The organism is Lentzea sp. HUAS TT2 (assembly GCF_051853195.1).
Classification (GTDB): Bacteria; Actinomycetota; Actinomycetes; order Mycobacteriales; family Pseudonocardiaceae; genus Lentzea.
The window spans coordinates 4,049,587-4,066,251 of sequence record NZ_CP196667.1; the positions used below are offsets into that span (position 1 = coordinate 4,049,587).

At 69.2% G+C, this 16,665-nt stretch carries 20 protein-coding genes; 9 read left to right on the plus strand and 11 right to left on the minus strand.

The features are described 5' to 3' along the window. Positions 1–145 precede the first annotated feature (145 nt). Genes ACSHWB_RS20330 through ACSHWB_RS20345 form a run of 4 tightly spaced genes read left to right on the plus strand, consistent with a single transcriptional unit; the run spans position 146 to position 3,579 of the window. Complete coding sequence (locus tag ACSHWB_RS20330) at positions 146–793, plus strand: ABC transporter permease (protein WP_439663575.1); 648 nt, start codon at positions 146–148, stop codon at positions 791–793. After that, on the plus strand, positions 786–1,898 hold the full coding sequence (locus ACSHWB_RS20335; protein WP_439663576.1) for an ABC transporter ATP-binding protein: 1,113 nt from the start codon (positions 786–788) through the stop codon (positions 1,896–1,898). The genes ACSHWB_RS20330 and ACSHWB_RS20335 overlap by 8 nt, the downstream gene beginning before the upstream one ends. Beyond that, the gene (locus ACSHWB_RS20340; RefSeq protein WP_439663577.1) at positions 1,895–2,629 is read left to right on the plus strand and encodes an ABC transporter permease; all 735 of its coding nucleotides are present in this window, start codon (positions 1,895–1,897) and stop codon (positions 2,627–2,629) included. Before ACSHWB_RS20335 ends, ACSHWB_RS20340 begins: the two co-directional genes overlap by 4 nt. Then, entirely contained in the window at positions 2,626–3,579 is a 954-nt protein-coding gene (locus tag ACSHWB_RS20345; RefSeq protein WP_439663578.1) for a glycine betaine ABC transporter substrate-binding protein, read from the plus strand. The genes ACSHWB_RS20340 and ACSHWB_RS20345 overlap by 4 nt, the downstream gene beginning before the upstream one ends. Here ACSHWB_RS20345 and ACSHWB_RS20350 read toward each other — a convergent pair whose 3' ends face one another. Together ACSHWB_RS20350 and ACSHWB_RS20355 are read right to left on the minus strand one after the other, a co-directional pair. Then, a complete protein-coding gene (locus ACSHWB_RS20350) occupies positions 3,580–3,999 on the minus strand; it encodes an acyl-CoA thioesterase (protein WP_439663579.1) in 420 nt (139 codons plus the stop codon). It abuts the gene before it with no gap. Next, on the minus strand, positions 3,996–4,517 hold the full coding sequence (locus ACSHWB_RS20355) for a hypothetical protein (RefSeq protein WP_439663580.1): 522 nt from the start codon (positions 4,515–4,517) through the stop codon (positions 3,996–3,998). The genes ACSHWB_RS20350 and ACSHWB_RS20355 overlap by 4 nt, the downstream gene beginning before the upstream one ends. A gap of 134 nt (positions 4,518–4,651) precedes the next feature. On the opposite strand from ACSHWB_RS20355, the gene ACSHWB_RS20360 reads away from it, so the two are divergent. Continuing rightward, positions 4,652–5,188 carry a hypothetical protein gene (locus ACSHWB_RS20360; protein ID WP_439663581.1) on the plus strand — a complete coding sequence of 179 codons (537 nt, stop codon included), beginning with the start codon at positions 4,652–4,654 and terminating at the stop codon, positions 5,186–5,188. Here the strand turns inward: ACSHWB_RS20360 and ACSHWB_RS20365 are convergent. Together ACSHWB_RS20365 and ACSHWB_RS20370 are read right to left on the minus strand one after the other, a co-directional pair. Further along, entirely contained in the window at positions 5,174–5,467 is a 294-nt protein-coding gene (locus tag ACSHWB_RS20365; RefSeq protein WP_439663582.1) for a SelT/SelW/SelH family protein, read from the minus strand. The two genes, ACSHWB_RS20360 and ACSHWB_RS20365, sit on opposite strands and share 15 nt — an antisense overlap. Next, on the minus strand, positions 5,464–6,342 hold the full coding sequence (locus ACSHWB_RS20370; RefSeq protein WP_439663583.1) for a helix-turn-helix transcriptional regulator: 879 nt from the start codon (positions 6,340–6,342) through the stop codon (positions 5,464–5,466). The genes ACSHWB_RS20365 and ACSHWB_RS20370 overlap by 4 nt, the downstream gene beginning before the upstream one ends. 143 nt (positions 6,343–6,485) lie before the next feature. On the opposite strand from ACSHWB_RS20370, the gene ACSHWB_RS20375 reads away from it, so the two are divergent. Continuing rightward, entirely contained in the window at positions 6,486–7,526 is a 1,041-nt protein-coding gene (locus tag ACSHWB_RS20375; RefSeq protein WP_439663584.1) for an NAD(P)-dependent alcohol dehydrogenase, read from the plus strand. Positions 7,527–7,544: 18 nt separating this feature from the next. Here the strand turns inward: ACSHWB_RS20375 and ACSHWB_RS20380 are convergent, their stop codons facing one another. Then, positions 7,545–7,916, minus strand: coding sequence for a MerR family transcriptional regulator (locus ACSHWB_RS20380; protein ID WP_439663585.1), 372 nt, complete (start codon positions 7,914–7,916; stop codon positions 7,545–7,547). 60 nt (positions 7,917–7,976) lie between these two features. Here ACSHWB_RS20380 and ACSHWB_RS20385 point away from each other — a divergent pair, with 60 nt between their 5' ends. Next, positions 7,977–9,026, plus strand: coding sequence for an alkene reductase (locus ACSHWB_RS20385; protein ID WP_439663586.1), 1,050 nt, complete (start codon positions 7,977–7,979; stop codon positions 9,024–9,026). On the opposite strand, the gene ACSHWB_RS20390 is transcribed toward ACSHWB_RS20385, so the two are convergent. Then, a complete protein-coding gene (locus tag ACSHWB_RS20390; RefSeq protein WP_439663587.1) occupies positions 9,017–9,604 on the minus strand; it encodes a TetR/AcrR family transcriptional regulator in 588 nt (195 codons plus the stop codon). The genes ACSHWB_RS20385 and ACSHWB_RS20390 overlap by 10 nt on opposite strands. A 95-nt stretch (positions 9,605–9,699) precedes the next feature. Here ACSHWB_RS20390 and ACSHWB_RS20395 point away from each other — a divergent pair, with 95 nt between their 5' ends. Together ACSHWB_RS20395 and ACSHWB_RS20400 are read left to right on the plus strand one after the other, a co-directional pair. Next, the gene (locus ACSHWB_RS20395; RefSeq protein ID WP_439663588.1) at positions 9,700–10,080 is read left to right on the plus strand and encodes a nuclear transport factor 2 family protein; all 381 of its coding nucleotides are present in this window, start codon (positions 9,700–9,702) and stop codon (positions 10,078–10,080) included. Next, entirely contained in the window at positions 10,077–10,874 is a 798-nt protein-coding gene (locus ACSHWB_RS20400) for an ergot alkaloid biosynthesis protein (protein WP_439663589.1), read from the plus strand. Before ACSHWB_RS20395 ends, ACSHWB_RS20400 begins: the two co-directional genes overlap by 4 nt. On the opposite strand, the gene ACSHWB_RS20405 is transcribed toward ACSHWB_RS20400, so the two are convergent. The 5 genes from ACSHWB_RS20405 to ACSHWB_RS20425 all read right to left on the minus strand — a co-directional run bounded on the left by ACSHWB_RS20405 (position 10,852) and on the right by ACSHWB_RS20425 (position 16,558). Beyond that, entirely contained in the window at positions 10,852–11,364 is a 513-nt protein-coding gene (locus ACSHWB_RS20405; RefSeq protein WP_439663590.1) for a pyridoxamine 5'-phosphate oxidase family protein, read from the minus strand. The two genes, ACSHWB_RS20400 and ACSHWB_RS20405, sit on opposite strands and share 23 nt — an antisense overlap. A 38-nt stretch (positions 11,365–11,402) precedes the next feature. Continuing rightward, on the minus strand, positions 11,403–12,719 hold the full coding sequence (locus ACSHWB_RS20410) for a hypothetical protein (protein WP_439663591.1): 1,317 nt from the start codon (positions 12,717–12,719) through the stop codon (positions 11,403–11,405). Between the two features lie 47 nt (positions 12,720–12,766). Further along, positions 12,767–14,269 (minus strand): beta-xylosidase, encoded by a 1,503-nt coding sequence (locus tag ACSHWB_RS20415; protein ID WP_439663592.1) that lies wholly within the window; start codon positions 14,267–14,269, stop codon positions 12,767–12,769. A 529-nt stretch (positions 14,270–14,798) separates the two neighbouring features. Continuing rightward, complete coding sequence (locus tag ACSHWB_RS20420) at positions 14,799–15,443, minus strand: response regulator transcription factor (RefSeq protein WP_439663593.1); 645 nt, start codon at positions 15,441–15,443, stop codon at positions 14,799–14,801. Next, entirely contained in the window at positions 15,434–16,558 is a 1,125-nt protein-coding gene (locus ACSHWB_RS20425) for a sensor histidine kinase (protein ID WP_439663594.1), read from the minus strand. The genes ACSHWB_RS20420 and ACSHWB_RS20425 overlap by 10 nt, the downstream gene beginning before the upstream one ends. Positions 16,559–16,665 lie beyond the last annotated feature (107 nt).

Sequence of the window (16,665 nt, forward strand, 5' to 3'; positions counted from 1 at the left end):
GTGGACAGCCGCAGAGGTCTACCAGAACCGCCTTGAAAGGCAATGGATTCTCGCGTGCTGAGACGGGTAGTTCGGTGGCGAATGGTTGCCCGACCGTCCACAGTGGTGTTGGGTAGACGCCAACTTCGAGGGCGGGGCCACGAGGATGAATGTGCTCGAGTACGTAGCCGATCGCTGGGATCGGCTGTCTTTGCAAGCGTTTCTGCACGTCAGTGCCGTGGTGCAGTGCACGGTTCTGGCGGCCGTGCTCGGCGTGGCGATCGGGGTCGCGGTCTACCGCAGTCCGGCCGGATCCGCGCTGGCCACGGCGTTGGCGAGCACGATTCTCACCATTCCGTCGTTTGCTCTGCTGGCGTTGCTGATTCCGGTGTTCGGCCTGGGCGCGAACACGACGGTGGTCGCATTGGTGCTTTACGCCTTGTTGCCAATAGTTCGCAACACGGTGGTGGGACTCGCCGGAGTGGACCCGGCTGTGAGTGATGCCGCAAGAGGGATTGGGATGAGCAGAATCGGGGTGCTGACTCGCGTCGAGTTGCGCCTTGCGTGGCCCGCGATTCTGGCCGGAATGCGCGTCGCGACGCAGATGCTGATGGGCATCGCGGTGATCGCGGCCTATGCGAAAGGACCGGGGCTGGGGTCGGAGGTGTTCTCGGGGCTCGCGAACGCGGGCAGCGCGAACTCGATGAACCAGGCCCTCACCGGAACGATCGGCGTGGTGATCCTGGCCCTGCTGCTCGACGGCGTCTACGTGCTGGTCAACCGTTTCACCGTGTCGAGGGGCGTCCGTGGCTGAAGGTATCGAGATCCGGCTCGACCACGTGACCAAGCGGTACGCGGGGCAGAAGGCGGCGGCGGTCGACGACTTCTCGATGGTCGTGCCCGCCGGGCAGATCGTGGTGTTCGTCGGCCCGTCCGGCTGCGGCAAGACCACGACCATGCGGATGATCAACCGGTTGATCGAGCCGACGTCCGGCACGATCACCATCGGCGGCGAGGACGCACTGAGGATCGACCCGGACGACCTGCGGCGGCGCGTCGGTTACGCGATCCAGCAGGCAGGGCTGTTCCCCCATTTCACGGTGGCGCAGAGCATCGGCATCGTGCCGGGGCTGCTTGGCTGGGACAAGAAGAAGATCGCGGACCGCGTCGAGGAGATGATGGACCTCGTCGGGCTCGACCCCGGCGAGTTCGCCGACCGGTTCCCGCGGCAGCTCTCGGGCGGCCAGCAGCAACGGGTCGGCGTCGCACGCGCGCTGGCCGCCGATCCGCCGGTGCTGCTGATGGACGAACCGTTCGGCGCGGTCGACCCGATCACGCGCGGGCACCTGCAGGACGAACTGCTGCGGCTGCAGAGCGAGCTGCGCAAGACGATCGTGTTCGTCACCCACGACTTCGACGAGGCCGTGAAGCTGGGCGACAAGATCGCGGTGCTGGGCGACCGGTCCACGATCCTGCAGTACGACACCCCGGACGCGATCCTGGCCAACCCGGCGGACGACACGGTGGCCGGGTTCGTCGGCGCCGGCGCGTCGCTCAAGGCGTTGACGCTCATGAGGGTTCGAGACGTCGAGCTGGGTCAGACGGTGACGGTGCGGGCGGACGCCGATCCGTCCACTGTGGAGGTCGGTGACGCGAAGTTCGTGCTGGTGCTCGACAGGCGCGACCGGCCGGTGCGGTGGGTGCGCGCGAGCGAGTTGAAGCGCACCACGTCGCTCGCGAGGGCCGGTCAGCCGGTGCAGGACTCGGTGTCGCTGCAGTCGACGTTGCGGGACGCGCTGGAGGCGATGCTCACCGAGGGCGGCCGCGCCGTCGTCACCGGTGGCCGCGGCGAGTACGTGGGCACGATCGACCTCGCGACCGTCACCGAGGTCGTGCAACAGCTGCGGGCGAGCGCATGACGGCCGGGCGGATCCGGTTCTGGGCACAGCCCCTCGCGGTGCTGCTGATCGTCGGCGGCGTGCTCGCGTGGGTGTTCTCCGGAGAGCTGACGGCGACCGAGAAGGGCACGCTGAACGCGTCGTCGTTGCTGACGGCGCTGCGCGACCACCTGACGATGACGGTCGTGGTGACCGCGATCGTGGTGGTGGTCGCCGTGCCCGCCGGGGTCGTCGCGACCAGGTCGTGGGCGCGCTGGCTCGCCCCGGTGTTCCTGGCGGTCGCGAACGTCGGTCAGGCCGCGCCCGCGCTGGGTGTGCTGGTGCTGTGGTTCCTGGTCACCGGTGCCTCCGGCGGACTGTGGGTGGCCGCACTGCCGCTCGCGTTCTACTCGCTGCTTCCCGTGCTGCGCAACACGATCGTCGGCATCCAGCAGGTCGATCCGTCCCTTGTGGACGCCGGGAGGGGCATCGGCATGTCGGCGTCCGCCGTGCTGTGGCGCGTCGAGCTGCCGCTGGCCGTCCCGCTGATCCTGGCCGGGCTGCGCACCGCGCTGGTGCTCGCGGTCGGCACCGCGACGTTCGGGCTGTTCGTCAACGCGGGCGGGTTCGGGTTGCTGATCGACACCGGCTACAAGCTGAACCTGATGAAGGTCCTGGTGACCGGCTCGGTGCTGGCGGCGGGTCTCGCGCTGCTGGTCGACTGGGCCGGCGCGGTGATCGAGCAGTGGTTCGGCCCCAAGGGGGTCCGATGAGGAAGGCGTTGCTCGTTCTCGTGCTGTGCTTGTCCAGCTGCGGTCTGGACGTCAACAGTGCGCTGCCCTACAAGGTGTTGCCGGGCTCGATCCAGCCGGAGCAGTCGTTGCAGGGCGTCGAGATCACCGTGGGGTCCAAGGACTTCACCGAGAACATCCTTCTCGGCTACCTGGCCGAGATGGCGTTGTCGGCGGCCGGTGCCGACGTCATCGACCTGACCGACCTCAAGGGCTCGCAGACCGCGCGGCAGGCCCTGCTCAACGGCGAGGTCGACGTCACCTGGGAGTACACCGGCACCGGCTGGATCAACTACCAGGGCAACGAGCTCCCGGTGCCCGGCGGCGAACAGGCGCAGTACGACGCCACGAAGAAGGCCGACCTGGAGAAGTACGGCGTCGAGTGGCTCGCCTACTCCCCGCTCAACGACCAGTACGCGTTCGCCGTCACCGAGGCCTACGGCGAGCAGCACGGCCTGAAGACCACGTCCGACCTGGCGGCGTTCCTGACCCAGAACCCGGACCAGGCGGTGTTCTGCCTGGAGACCGAGTTCACCAGCCGCCAGGACGGTTTCCCCGCGGCGCAACGGACCTACGGCTTCCCGACCACCGAGGTGAAGAACTTCGGCATCGGCACGATCTACTCGGCCGTCGCGGGCGGCACCTGCCCGGTCGGCGAGGTGTTCACGACCGACGGCCGCATCGCCGCGCAGAAGCTCCGAGTGCTGGAGGACGACAAGAAGGCATTCCCGCAGTACAACGTCGCACCGACCGTGCGCGCCGAGTTCCTCGCCCGCTACCCGCAGATCCGCGGCCCGTTGGAGAAGATCAGCGCCGCGCTGACCAACGACCAGATGATCGAGCTGTGCCGTCAGGTCGACGTGGACGGCAAGGACGCAGGCGTGGTCGCACGCGACTGGATGGTGTCGAAGGGGTTCATCCGCACGGACTGATCAGCCTCGCAGTGGCCGGACCTCGCCCAGGGCCTCGACCAGGAGGTCCGGCAGCACGATCGTGCCGTGCCCGTCCGCGGACACGGTCGCGTAGACGAGACCCCCGCTGCAGACGATCTCGCCGTCCCGCCGGAACGCGAAGTCGAGCGTGAAGCTCTTCCGGCCGATCCGGGACGGGCTGACCAGGATCTCGGCGACGTCCCGCAGCCTCACGCCCGCGGCGAAGTCGAGGTCCACGTGCACGACGTGCGCGTCGAACCCCAGGTCGCGCCAGCCGTCGTAGGGCAGGCCGCGGTCGATGAAGAACGCGGCCATCGCCTCGTCGACGTGCCCGAGATACCACATGTTGAACATGACGCCTTGGCCGTCGATCTCGTAGAACCGGGGCGTGAACGTGTAGCCGGCCCAGGTCTCGCTCACCGCATCGCCCGTCCGACCGGCGGCAGCACCGACACCATCGACGCGGCCAGCCACAGCACCAGCGCGATGCCCGGAACGATGATCAGCGTGCCGCCGTGGTCGATCGTCAGCCGGACGACGGCGAACACGTAGTAGGCGACGACGAGGAACCCGAGCCCGGCGAGGACCCAGCGTGCGAACCCGAGCCGGGCGATCACCAGCGCGGCGAGCAACAGCACCACACCACCGGCCACGTAGGTGGCGACGATCGCCGGGTCACCGTTGGCGATGACCCCGCGCCCGAACGCCAGTCCCAGCAACGCGACGGCGGCCTCCGGGGTCTGCCGGACGCCTTTGCCGTCGGCGGAGTTCAGCCCCGCCAGCACGAAGCACAGCACCGAGACCGCGACCCACAATCCACCCGCGAGGAACGCGGGCGTGACGCTCGGCCGCAGCGGCTGCCCCCAGCCGGGCGCCGGGCCGTAACCCGGACCGTGTCCCTGCGGCTGTTGCGCCTGCCAACCCTGGTTCGGATGCACGGCCGCCACGATACGAGCCGTGCGGCCACGCCGCAGGGAATTCGCAGAAGGCCCAGTGCGGCAGGCGTTCTGCCCGATTGACGTTGCCGGTGCGCCACGGGAGGTTGTGGGGGAAACCGAAGGGGGAGAACCGAATGCGAGCAACCCTGTTGGGTGTCGTGCTGGCCTTGAGCGGCATGGTGGTCGCGGTAGGACCGGCGAGCGCGGCGGGACCGTGCTCGGTCAGTTCGACGCGGACGACTCCGGGTGGCCACGTCGCCAAGATGACCTGTTCCAGCCCGGACGCGTTCATCGACGGGTACGGCAGCACGACCGGTGACGCGAACCGGGAAGGATTGCTGCTGCGGCAGTTCCAGAGCAACGGTGGACCGTTGTGCAGCGGCGACAGCAGCCGTGCGGACGTCGGCGGTTTCCGGATCAGCATGTCGTGCGCCAAGCCGACCTCGTTCGTCGACGCGTACGGCACCACGCTGACGGACGCGGCACGGGAAGCCCGGCTGCTCAAGGAGATCGCGCCCGGCCGGTTCTGCATGCACGACCGCGTGCGCGCCATCTCCGGCGGGTACGAGGTCTCGGGTGGCTGCACGAAGCCGACCATCTGGTTCAGCGGTGTCGGCGCCACCGTGACGCAGGCCGCGGAGAACGCGCGACTGTCCTCAGGCGTCGGCTGAGCCCTTGCGATCGGTGTGGCCCAGGGAACGTTCCGGCGCCACCCGGTCGCGCACGAGCTGCTTGAGCACGGCGAGGTCCGGGAAGCCCTCCTGAACCTTGCGCGACCACAGGGTCTCGCCGTCGAGCCGCACGTCGAACACGCCACCGGTGCCGGGGATCAGCGCGACCTCGCCCAGTTCCGCGGTGAACGTCGTCAGCAGCTCCTGCGCGGTCCAGCCCGCACGCAGCAGCCAGCGGCACTGGGTGCAGTACTCGATCTCCAGACGCGGTGTTCTCATGCCTGAGTATTAACAGACGCCCCGGTGCGGGTCGCGTCCTTGCCCCAGCTGGCCAGCAGCTGCAGTGCCTCGGCGGACTGAGTGTTCGGCTCCGCGTTGTAGGTGGTCAGGAAGAGGTCGGGCTCGCTGGGCATCCGGAGCGTCTCGTACGACAGCGTCATCTCGCCGACGAGCGGGTGGCGGATCGCCTTGGTGCCGAAGGACTTCTCCTTGACGTCGTGCCTCGCCCAGAGCTGCCGGAACAGCTCGCTCTTCACCGACAGCTCGCCGATCAGGGCGGTCAGCCCGGGGTCGTTCGGGAAGCAGCCAGCGTCCATCCGCAGGAAGGCCACGACGTCGGAGGCCTTGCTCTCCCAGTTGACGAAGAGCTCCTGGTAGGAGGGCCGGAGGAAGATGAACCGCGCCCAGTTCCGGTCGCGTGGCTCCAGCTCTCCCCAGTCGCCGAACAACGCCGCCGCCATCGGGTTCCAGGCGAGCACGTCGCAGCGCCGCCCGCCGATGTACGCGGGCACGTTGATGTTGTCGAGCAGGTGCTTCAGCGCCGGGCGGATGTTGCTGCGCCCCACCTTCTTCTGCTTGTTGTTGTCGTACGGGCAGGCCGCGAGGTTGCGCAGGTGTGTGCGCTCGGCCTCGTTGAGCTGCAACGCGCGTGCGACCGAGTCGAGCACCTCGTCCGAGACGTTGCGGCCGTTGCCCTGCTCGAGGCGTGTGTAGTACGCCACCGAGACGCCCGCGAGCTGTGCCAGTTCCTCGCGACGCAGGCCTGGCACACGGCGCGTGCGGCCGTAGCGCGGCAGCCCGACGTCGTCAGGCGACAGCCGCGCCCGGCGGCTGCGCAGGAACTCGCTCAGCTCGGTGCGCGGGTCCACGTCCATGGGTCCGAGTATTCCCGGCCTGGGCAAACCGTGCCTGCTACTGCTGGTAGTAGGCACGGCAGACGTACGAAGAACAGGTGTCTGGGTAGCCCTCCCGAAGCAGAGCAGTGTCGTCTTCGACACGACAACGAGGAGAGACCCTGATGAGCACCGTCGCTGCCTACGCCGCCCCAGCACCCAAGGCACCGCTGGAGCGCACCACCATCGAGCGTCGTGCGGTCGGCGCGCACGACGTCCTGATCGACATCAAGTTCGCCGGCATCTGCCACTCCGACATCCACCAGGTCAACGAAGGCTGGGGCCAGGCCATCTTCCCGATGGTCCCCGGTCACGAGATCGCCGGTGTGGTCGTCGAGGTCGGCTCCGAGGTCACCCGCCACGCCGTCGGCGACAGGGTCGGCGTCGGCTGCATGGTCGACTCGTGCCGCGAGTGCGACAACTGCCTGCGCGGCTTCGAGCAGTACTGCACGGGCGGCAACACCATGACCTACAACGGTGTCGACCGCCGCGGCGACGTCACCTACGGCGGCTACTCGAAGCAGATCGTGGTCGACGAGAACTTCGTCGTGCGGATCCCCGAAGGCCTCCCGCTGGACGTGGCCGCGCCGCTGCTGTGCGCGGGCATCACCGTCTACTCGCCGCTCAAGCACTGGGGTGTCGCGCCGGGCAAGAAGGTCGCCGTCGTCGGCCTGGGCGGGCTCGGCCACATGGGCGTCAAGATCGCCGCCGCGCTCGGCGCCGAGGTCACCGTGCTGTCGCAGTCGCTGCGCAAGAAGGACGACGGGCTCAAGCTCGGCGCCCAGGACTACCGCGCCACCAGCGACCCGGCGACGTTCACCGAGCTCGCGGGCACGTTCGACGTGATCCTGTCCACGGTGTCGGCGCCGCTCGACTTCGGTGCCTATCTCGGTCTGCTCAAGACCGACGGCGCGATCGTGAACGTCGGCGCGCCGGAGGAGCCGGTCTCGCTGAACCTGTTCAGCCTGCTCGGCGGCCGCAAGACGCTCGCAGGCTCGATGATCGGCGGCATCGCGGAGACCCAGGAGATGCTGGACTTCTGCGCCGAGCACGGCCTGGGCTCGGAGATCGAGCTGATCGGCGCAGAAGAGATCAACACCGCCTACGAGCGGGTGCAGGCGAGCGACGTGCGGTACCGGTTCGTCATCGACACCGCCACGATCTGAGGGCTGTGCCGTGCCCGCTCAGCTGGGCGGGCACGGCACCCCGGTCGCGTAGGCCTTCGTGGCGCCCGCGATCACCGTGTCGAGCTGCAGGAGGGTCTCCTGCAGCTCCTCTATCTGCCTCACCACCGACGAACGGTGCCCGCGCAGCTTGGCCAGGACCTCCGGCGCCGCCACCCCCGTCACCACGCACGGCAGCATCTCCAGGATCGACGTGCTGGAGATCCCCGCGGCGTAGAGCTGCTGGATCAGCTTGACCCGGCCGACGGCGTTCTCGGTGTACCGGCGCTGCCCGCTCACGCTGCGTTCGGACGCGAGAAGGCCCTGCTCCTCGTAGTAGCGCAACGCGCGCACGCTCACGCCCGTGCGTTCCGCCAGCTCACCGATGCGCATTGAGACCTCCACCACAAAAGCTACCTCTGACGTCAACGTCAGGTTTCTAGCCTAGCTCTCATGCTGCTCACGAGCTACCGACTCGGAAACCTGACCCTGCCGAACCGCCTCGTCATGGCGCCGATGACCCGCGCACGGGCCGTTGACGGCAAACCGACCGAGGCCACGGCCACCTACTACGCCCAGCGCGCCACCGCCGGGCTCATCGTCACCGAAGGTGTGCACCCGAACGCCGTTGGCCAGGCCGGTCCGTTCATGCCCGGCGTCCACACCGGCGAGCAGGTAGAGGCCTGGCGCGTGGTCACCGACGCCGTGCACGCGAACGGCGGCCGCATCTTCGCCCAGCTCATGCACGGCGGCCGCATCGGGCACTCCGAGGTCGCCGGGCACCACCCCGTCGGCCCGTCGGCGATCGCGGCCGGCACCGACGTGTTCACCCCGACCGGCATGAAGCCGGCACCGGTGCCGCGCGAGCTGACCGCCGCCGAGATCGCCGACCAGGTCCAGGCGTTCGGCGACGCGGCCCGCCTGGCCGTCGACGCCGGGTTCGACGGGGTCGAGCTGCACGGCGCGAACGGCTACCTGATCCAGCAGTTCCTGTCCTCCAGCGCGAACGAGCGCAGCGACGGCTACGGCGGCTCGGTCAGCGGCCGCATCCGGTTCGCCGTGGAGGCCGTCGAGGCGGCCGTGGACGCCATCGGCGCCGACCGCGTCGGCATCCGGCTCTCACCTGGCGGCGAGATCCAGGGCATCGTCGAGGAGAACGTCCCGGTGCTCTACGGCGAGCTGCTGAAAGCGTTGCCGGACATGGCCTACATCCACGTGCTGGCCACTGTGGACGACGAGCGGCTGATGGAGCTGCGCAAGGCGTGGCCGAGCGCGTTCATCCTCAACCCCGGCGGCCAGATCGGCCCGAACGAGAGCACGCAGGAGCAGGGGGAGCGCTGGCTCGCCAACGGTGCCGACCTGATCAGCTACGGCCGCGCCTACATCGGCAACCCCGACCTTGTGGAGCGGTTCCGCCAGGGCCTGCCGCTCGCCAGTTCCAACCAGGAGACCTGGTTCCAGGCGCCCACCGGCTACGTCGACTACCCCGCCCATCAGCACTGAAGCGCGCGCAGCAGGTGGTCCACGAGCCGTTCGAGGTAGTCGGGCTCGACCTCCGCCCGCCGGACCGACAGCCGCCAGTAGACCGGGGCCGCGACGAGGTCCAGCGCGATCTCGAAGTCCAGGTCCGCCGGTAGTTCGCCCCGGTCTATCGCCCGCCGCAACGTCACGGCGCCGAGCGCGCGCCGGGGTTCGCCGATCGTCGCCGCGATCGCCTCGGACAGCGCCGGGGTGCGGACGGCCTCGGCGGTGAGGTCGGGCAGGATCGTGGCGAACCTCGGGTGCGTCAGCCAGTCGTGCACCGCCGTGACCGTGGCCAGCAGGTCACCGCGCAACGACCCGGTGTCCGGAACCTCCGCCAGTGGCACGGAGAACTCCGACAGCGCCGCGACCACCATGTCCTGTTTGGACGGCCACCGCCGGTACAGCGCGCTCTTGCCGACCTCCGCGCGCTTGGCCACGGCCTCCATCGACAGCCGGCCGTAGCCGTGCAGGGCGAGCTCGTCGAACACGGCGTCGGTGATCGCCTGCGTCACCTGGGGCTGCAGGACGGCGGCGCCGGTGGGGGTGCGCTTGGTCATGCCGCACATCATAGGACTGGACGATACGGTCCCGTCCCGCCTAACGTTGTGGACGGGACGGGACCGTCTCGTCCAATTCGTTCGGAGGAAGATCCATGGACCTCATCCCGAGGGCGCTGCGGCTGCTGCTCGACAAGGACATGATCGGGTTCGCCGGTCTGTGGGCAGAGGACGGCGTGATGGAGTTCCCGTTCGCCCCGCCCGGCTGGCCCGCCAGGGTCGAGGGGCGCGCCGCGATCGAGGACTACCTGCGCGACTACCCGAAGATGCTCGACATCCAGGGCTTCCCGAAGCAGGTCGTGCACCAGAGCACCGACCCGGACGTGCTCATCGCCGAGTTCGACGCCGAGGGTGTCGTGGTCGCGACGGGCAAGCCGTACCGAGCTTCCTACATCGCGGTCATCACGACCCGCGACGGCGAGATCGTGCACTACCGCGACTACTGGAACCCGCTGCTCGCGCAGGAGATCGCGTGACCACGTTGATCATCGGCGGCACCGGCACGACCGGCAGCCGCCTCGCCTCGTTGCTGCCGCAAGCCCGTGTCGGCACCAGGAAACCGGTGCTCCCCGGCCACGTCCGCTTCGACTGGGACGTGCCCGCGACGTTTGAAGGAGCCCTGGAGGGGATAGATCGTCTTTACCTGATCCACCCGGTCGGCGTCGTAGACCCCGCGCCGGTGGTCGAGTCGCTGCTCGCTCGAGCGCGGCTCGTGCGGCGGGTGGTACTGCTGAGCTCGTCCGCGGTGCCGGAGAGCGCCACGGGGATGGGCGCTCTCCCGGCGCTCGTGCGCGCCCTGCCGGAGTGGGCGGTGCTGCGGCCGTCGTGGTTCATGCAGAACTTCACCGGCGACCACCTCGTCGCCCAGGGCGTCCGTTCCGGCGAGATCGTCACCGCGACCGGGGACGGCAGGGTCGGGTTCATCGACGCCGCCGACATCGCCGCCGTGGCCGCGCGTGCGTTGACGGATCCGGTGCCGCACAACGCGGATCACCTCATCACCGGTCCGGAGGCGCTCAGCTACGCCGATGCCGCCGCGATCATCACCGAGGTCACCGGCAGGCCCGTGCGGCACCGTTCGGTGAGCACCGCGGAGATGGCCGAACGCATGGCGTCCGTGCTGCCGGCGGAGTTCGCCGCCGTCCTCGCCGCGCTCGACGAGGACATCCGCGGGGGAGCGGAGGACCGGGTCACCACGACCGTCGAGGACGTGACGGGCAGGCCCGCCCGGTCGTTCCGCGACTTCGTCAAGCGAACGTCCAGCGAGTAGCGCCACCGGGACCCGCGGTGGCCACGGCGTGCGCGCCGCGCAACGTGATCCGGTAGACGTACCAGGGACCCGCGCCCCCGCTAGGCGCCATGAAGGGCGCGGTGAACGCCGCGCCCTCGCGCTGCGCGGGCCAGCCGGACTCGCGGTACCTCGCGGCGACCCTGTCCAAAGTGGACTCGTCGCCGACCAGGTGCGCGTCGCCCTCCAGCACGAGGTCCATCCCGGTCAGCCGCACCGAGATCGTGCAGGCCGGGTTCTCCGCGAGGTTGCGCGACTTGCGGGTGTCGAGGCCGCTCACGAAGTACAGCGCGTCCTCGAACCAGACCGCGCCTATGCCGACCGAGTGCGGTCTTCCGTCCTGGCGCACGGTGTTCAGGAAGAACGGCACGTCCTTCGCCGCGGACTCGGTGGCGAGCAGGTCCTGTGCCTGGCTCCACGGCAGAGCGGGGTTGCCGTACTGGTCGAGGTTGCGGGTCTCAATCGTCGTCATGCAAGTACGTCGAACGGGAGTCCGCGATTTCGACGGGGTCAGCGCACCGACTCGCACGGAACGATGAAGAACCAGTCCTCCGGCTCGTGCTCCAGCCGCGCTTCCCGCGTTCCGGCCGTGCACTCCGCGCGCGCCCTGGCCAGGCTCTCGTCCCACGGAACGCCCTTCAGCACGGGCTTCGGCTCCTGGAAGTGGCCGATGATGCTGACCACCACGAGGAACCCGATCAGCCAGCGGCTTCCGCCCACCACCAGGCGTTCCCAGGTCTTCGGGGGAGTCGCGTCGAGGCCGACGAAGATCGCGGTGAACAGGAACAGGCACGGCGCGATGCTGTAGCGCTGCGCGTTCATCACGGCGTCCTCCGCCTGCACCTGCAGGACCTGCGTCCAGTTCAGCACCAGGCACGCCACGATGACGATCACGCTGTACGCACCGGCGACGAGCAGGAGCGTCCGCGCGGCCCGGTCACCGAACCGCAGTCCTGCCACGATCGGCACGGCGGCCACCAGCAGCGCGCCGAGGATCAGCAGGTTGCCCTGCGCCGGGTAGAAGTCGGCGACCCGCTCCGAGCCCGTGAACGCCACCACAGGCACCCGCAGCAAGCTCGCCAGCAGCACCTGCACCGGGTCGATCTCGTCGTGCGAGTACGGCGTGCGCGATGTGAACAGCATCGTCAGGCCCTGCACGAGCAGCCCGGCGAGGAACGCGATCGGCACCTCCCTGCGCGGCTGGAAGAGCCGCACGAGCGCGATCGGAGCCAGGACGAACATCAGGGGGCTGGACAGGGCGGCGAGGACCACGAACACCGCGACCGGCACGCGCGGGGCGTTGCGCCACAACAACGCCCAGAACGCGCCGTAGAGCAGGAACCAGTGCAGGTTCGACATGTTGTTCAACGTCTCGGAGTTGCCCGCCGGCAACACGATGACGAGCGACGCCAGCGCGAACCGCATCGGCGCCGACTCGAGATACGCCTTCGAGGCCGCGAACGTGATCAACGCGATGAGCGCCCGCAGCACCGCGGCGCAGAGCGCGAACCCCGCGGCAGCCCACTCGATCGGCAGCACCGCGACCAGCTGGGCGACCAGCCGCGGCAGCATGTGCAGGTAGCCGCCGTACGGTTCGGTCAGGTTCGACAGCACGGGCGAGCGCACGGCGTCGACCAGGAACCGCGCGCCGTCCTCGGCCCACAGGTGGTCGAGCCGCGACCAGCCGGCGGGGATGAGCAGCAGGTACGCCAGCGAGGCCAGGAACGCGGCGGAGAGGCCGAGCCACGCGAGTTCGTGCCGCGGTTCGTCCGGCAGCGGCACCACGCTGTCCGCGAGCTCCCTGGGCCGTTGTGCCGTGAATACCACCAGTCGGTCCCCCGTGTCCGATTTCGGTCTCCGGAGAACGTAGCCGGTCAGCGCCGGACGAGGTCCGGCAGGCGCTCGTACTTGGCCCACTGCTCCGCGGACACCGAGGTGACCGTGGAGGAGTTCAGCTTCGCGATGTCGGTGGACTCGATGATCCACAGCTTGCCGTCGAGCAGCAGCCCGACCTGGCCGGACGGGTCGGTCACAGCGGGAGCGCCAGCGGGGACGTTGACCGCGAGCTTGAACGCCTCGACGCCCTGCGGACGGGTGCCGAGCACGCCGCGCGCGAACTTCTCGGCCACCGAACGGCGCTCGAACCGCATCAGGCTGCCACCCACGACGACGTCGAGCGTGCGTTCCGGGGACGGCACCGCGAAGCCGTTGAGCGCTTTCGCCTCGGTCGCGGTGGCACAGCCGCGGACGCCGACCGCGTCGATGCCGAAGTGGGAGATGTTCGTCGGACCCGCCGGGCCCTCGATGGTGCCGCGCAGCACGTCGATCGCGACGCGGCCGCACGGGTCCCTGGTGTCGGTCGGCGCGTGGCCCTCCGGCGTGCGCAGGAGGCCTGGGCCTTCCTTCCACGGGCCGGGGATCACCACGGGTTCGAACGGGTGGCGGGTGAAGTCCCTGTTCCAGAACGTGATGGTGGTGCCGGTGTCGGTCTCGTGGGCGATGGCGAACGACGACACCGCCTCGATCCACATCCAGTCCGCGCTGAACGCCTCGACCACCGACCGCGTGCGCGGGCCGTTGTTCGACGTCACGGGCTTGAAGCCCTGCTTGCCGAGCGCCTCGACGCCCTTGGCGAACGTCGGGTCCTTCGACCGCAGCACGTACTGGCCGGCGCCGTTCTGGTGCGAGGCGAGGCCCGTGGTGTCCGTGAACATCAGGTACACCCAGCCGTCGAGGTAGATCGCCGACTGCTGACCAGCGCCGTAGGTGTTCTCGCGGACGTTGTCCCCGGCGGGGGCGACGATCGACCCGCCGCCCGCCTCCCGCGTCCAGGTGATGCCGTCCTTGCTCGACGCCACTCCGACCGAGCTGCCGTTCGCGTGGTTGTCCCTGGCAGCGCCCGTGTAGTACAGGTAGTAGGTGCCGCCGATCTTGATCAGCGACGGGTCGCACGTGTGCATCGCGTCGAAGCTGCCTCCGCTGCCGGAGAACACCGGCACGGCCGTCGAGAACGGCCCGCCGACGGCAGGACCCTCGCTGTAGAGGATGTCGTCGCCGCCGGGCGGTGCCGCGCTCAGCTGACTGCACCACCAGGCGCGCACCTTGCCACCGTCGACCATCACGGCGGGCGCGTAGTTGTAGGGCGCGTCCCCGGCCCCCGCGATCACGGTCCCGGCGCTCTGACGGCCGTTCTCGACGGTGAGCTTGATCTTGTCCCTGGGGGGTGCCGCCGGCGGTGCCTTCTTCGTTGACGTGGGCTTCTGCTGCTCGGCGGGTGCTCCGACCGGGTCGCCGACCGCTGCGTTGGTGCACGCCGTGACCGCACTGACCAGTGCGAGCGCAGCGAGTAACGCGGTTGGTCGACTACTCAGGGGCACTCACCCATCATAGTGATCAAGTCCTCCGTCCGGGTGAAGTCGTGGCTCGCAGCCCGATTCCGCTGCCCAGGAGCACGATTCCCGCGATCAAAGGCACCAGTGGAGACGCACCCGTGTTCGCCAGTCGCTGTGGCCTGAACGCGCGCGGCGGCACCAGGTCCTGCGGGGCCTGCACGACCGGCGGCGGACCGGCCGGACCGGGCTGTTCGGGCAGCGAGGCGCAGGACGAACCGAGGGTCGGCGTGAGGTCGTCGGGCTTGTCGCCGACCCCGGTAGAACCCGGCGATCGCCTCCGAGTTGGTGAGCGTGCTTTCACTCCTGTGATGGTGAGCACACCTGCGTCGTCGGTCGTCTTCGCTTTGCCGAGGTCCAAGTCGGCCAGTTCGACTGCGGGGCAGCCTCGACTCATTCCGGCGTCCTGCAGCTGGGTTCTCTGCTGGTCGGTGCGCAACGGGTTCGGTGTGAGAGGAAGCGGGCCACCGCTTTCATCGCATTACATAAGGAGCTTTGGGCAATTCCTCGATCGTCCTCAGCTGCCCAGGTAGCGGACCACGGCCATCACCCGGCGGCTCAGGCCGGACGAGCCGGAGAGGCCGAGCTTGTCGAAGATCGCGTTGATGTGCTTCTCCGCGGCGCTCTGCGAGATGTGCAGCTGTGCGGAGATGCGGGCGTTGGTGAGGCCTTGGGCCATCAGTTCGAGGACCTCCTTCTCCCTTGCCGTCAATGTGTCCAACGGGTCGACGTGGGTGGTTCTGGTCAGCAGCCTGCGCACCACCTCCGGGTCGAAGGCCGCGCCGCCCGCCGCGACCCTGTCCAGTGCTTCCAGGAACTCGTCCACCTGCGCGACACGGTCCTTGAGCAGGTAGCCGACCTTGCCGCCGGTGCTGGTGATCAGCTCGGTGGCGTAGCGGTTCTCGATGTACTGCGAGAGCACGAGAACGCTGACCTCCGGCCAGCGCTCGCGGATCTCCAGGGCGGCGCGCATGCCGTCGTCCTTGTGGTCCGGCGGCATCCTGACGTCGGTGACCACGATGTCCGGCCGGTGTTCCTCGGTGGCCTTGAGCAGCTCCGGCGCGGTGCCGACGGCGGCCACGACGTCGTGGCCCTCCTCGGCGAGCAACCGGATCAGGCCCTCGCGCAGCAGCGTCGAGTCCTCGGCCAGGATCACTCGCACGGCAACCTCGCGTAGATCGTGGTGGGACCGCCTTCGGGACTGGTCACCTCGAACGTCCCGTCCACCGCCTTGACCCTCCTGGCCAGCCCGGACAGCCCGGTGCCGGTGGGATCCGCGCCGCCGAAGCCGTCGTCCCACACCATCACCGTGATGTCACCCTGCGCCGGCCACACGGAGATCTCCACGACCGTCGGATCGGCGTGCTTGGTCGCGTTGTTCACGCCTTCGGACGCGACGAAGTAGATCACCGTCTCCAGCGCGGGACCCGGCGACGCCTTGAGCTCGTTGCTGATCGCGACGCGCACGCTCGACCGCTCCGCCAGCACCTCGAGCGCCGCGTCGAGGCCCGAGTCGTCGAGCACGGCGGGGTAGACACGGGTCGCGACCTCGCGCAGTTCGTCGATGGCCTCACCCGCCGTGAAGTGCGCCTGCTGCAACAACTCCTGCAACTGGTCCTCACCCTTGGCCCGCCTCGCCCTGCCGATCAGCATGCCGAGCGCGACGAGCCGTTGCTGGACGCCGTCGTGCAGGTCGCGCTCGATGCGCCGCCGTTCGCCGTCGATCGCCTCGATCACCTCCGCCCGCGTGCTCGTCAGCTCCGCGACCCGTTGCCGCAGCAGCGTCTGCTGGCTCGTCCCGAGCATCGCGGTGGCGAGCCAGCGGTCCAGCACCGCCACCCCGACCACGCCGGCCGTGGTCACGAAGATGACCAGCGCACCCGGAATCGCCACCACGGCGATCAGTTGCAGGGTGACGCGGTTGCCGTCCTCGATGAACCCCCAGTCGCCGTCGAAGAGCCACGCCGTCACGACCGAGATCGCGACGACGTACCAGAACGCCAGCATCCAGATCACGCCCGCGCCGAGCGCGCCGACCAGCCACCTCACCGCGAGGTAACGACGGCATCCCTTCCGCGTCAGCGGGTTCGTGTGCACGGCCTTGTCGAACCGCGCGATCCGCCGCAACTCGTACCCGGTCTGCCCGACCACACCCACGTCGACGGCCGCGGCGGCGAGACCGAACAGCCCCGTCACCGAACCGATCGTGAGCCCGGCGAGCATCCGGAACCAGCCGCGCACCAGCGAACCCGCGCTGAGCTGCCCTTCCTGATGCACATTCGTCACCGTACTGGCCTGCCCGGCACCAGGCATTGTGGTTTACCGCAGTATCGTCCTGCGGCTTCCCACACGATTCTCGACGGACAACCTCATGGTCCCGCCTC

Excerpts from the sequence above, each read along its gene's own strand:
- ACSHWB_RS20330 (WP_439663575.1), top strand. The coding sequence starts at position 146 with ATGAATGTGCTCGAGTACGTAGCCGATCGCTGGGATCGGCTGTCTTTG.
- ACSHWB_RS20340 (WP_439663577.1), top strand. The coding sequence starts at position 1,895 with ATGACGGCCGGGCGGATCCGGTTCTGGGCACAGCCCCTCGCGGTGCTG.
- ACSHWB_RS20345 (WP_439663578.1), top strand. The coding sequence starts at position 2,626 with ATGAGGAAGGCGTTGCTCGTTCTCGTGCTGTGCTTGTCCAGCTGCGGT.
- ACSHWB_RS20360 (WP_439663581.1), top strand. The coding sequence starts at position 4,652 with ATGCGAGCAACCCTGTTGGGTGTCGTGCTGGCCTTGAGCGGCATGGTG.
- ACSHWB_RS20365 (WP_439663582.1), bottom strand. The coding sequence starts at position 5,467 with ATGAGAACACCGCGTCTGGAGATCGAGTACTGCACCCAGTGCCGCTGG.
- ACSHWB_RS20370 (WP_439663583.1), bottom strand. The coding sequence starts at position 6,342 with ATGGACGTGGACCCGCGCACCGAGCTGAGCGAGTTCCTGCGCAGCCGC.
- ACSHWB_RS20375 (WP_439663584.1), top strand. The coding sequence starts at position 6,486 with ATGAGCACCGTCGCTGCCTACGCCGCCCCAGCACCCAAGGCACCGCTG.
- ACSHWB_RS20380 (WP_439663585.1), bottom strand. The coding sequence starts at position 7,916 with ATGCGCATCGGTGAGCTGGCGGAACGCACGGGCGTGAGCGTGCGCGCG.
- ACSHWB_RS20385 (WP_439663586.1), top strand. The coding sequence starts at position 7,977 with ATGCTGCTCACGAGCTACCGACTCGGAAACCTGACCCTGCCGAACCGC.
- ACSHWB_RS20390 (WP_439663587.1), bottom strand. The coding sequence starts at position 9,604 with ATGACCAAGCGCACCCCCACCGGCGCCGCCGTCCTGCAGCCCCAGGTG.
- ACSHWB_RS20395 (WP_439663588.1), top strand. The coding sequence starts at position 9,700 with ATGGACCTCATCCCGAGGGCGCTGCGGCTGCTGCTCGACAAGGACATG.
- ACSHWB_RS20405 (WP_439663590.1), bottom strand. The coding sequence starts at position 11,364 with ATGACGACGATTGAGACCCGCAACCTCGACCAGTACGGCAACCCCGCT.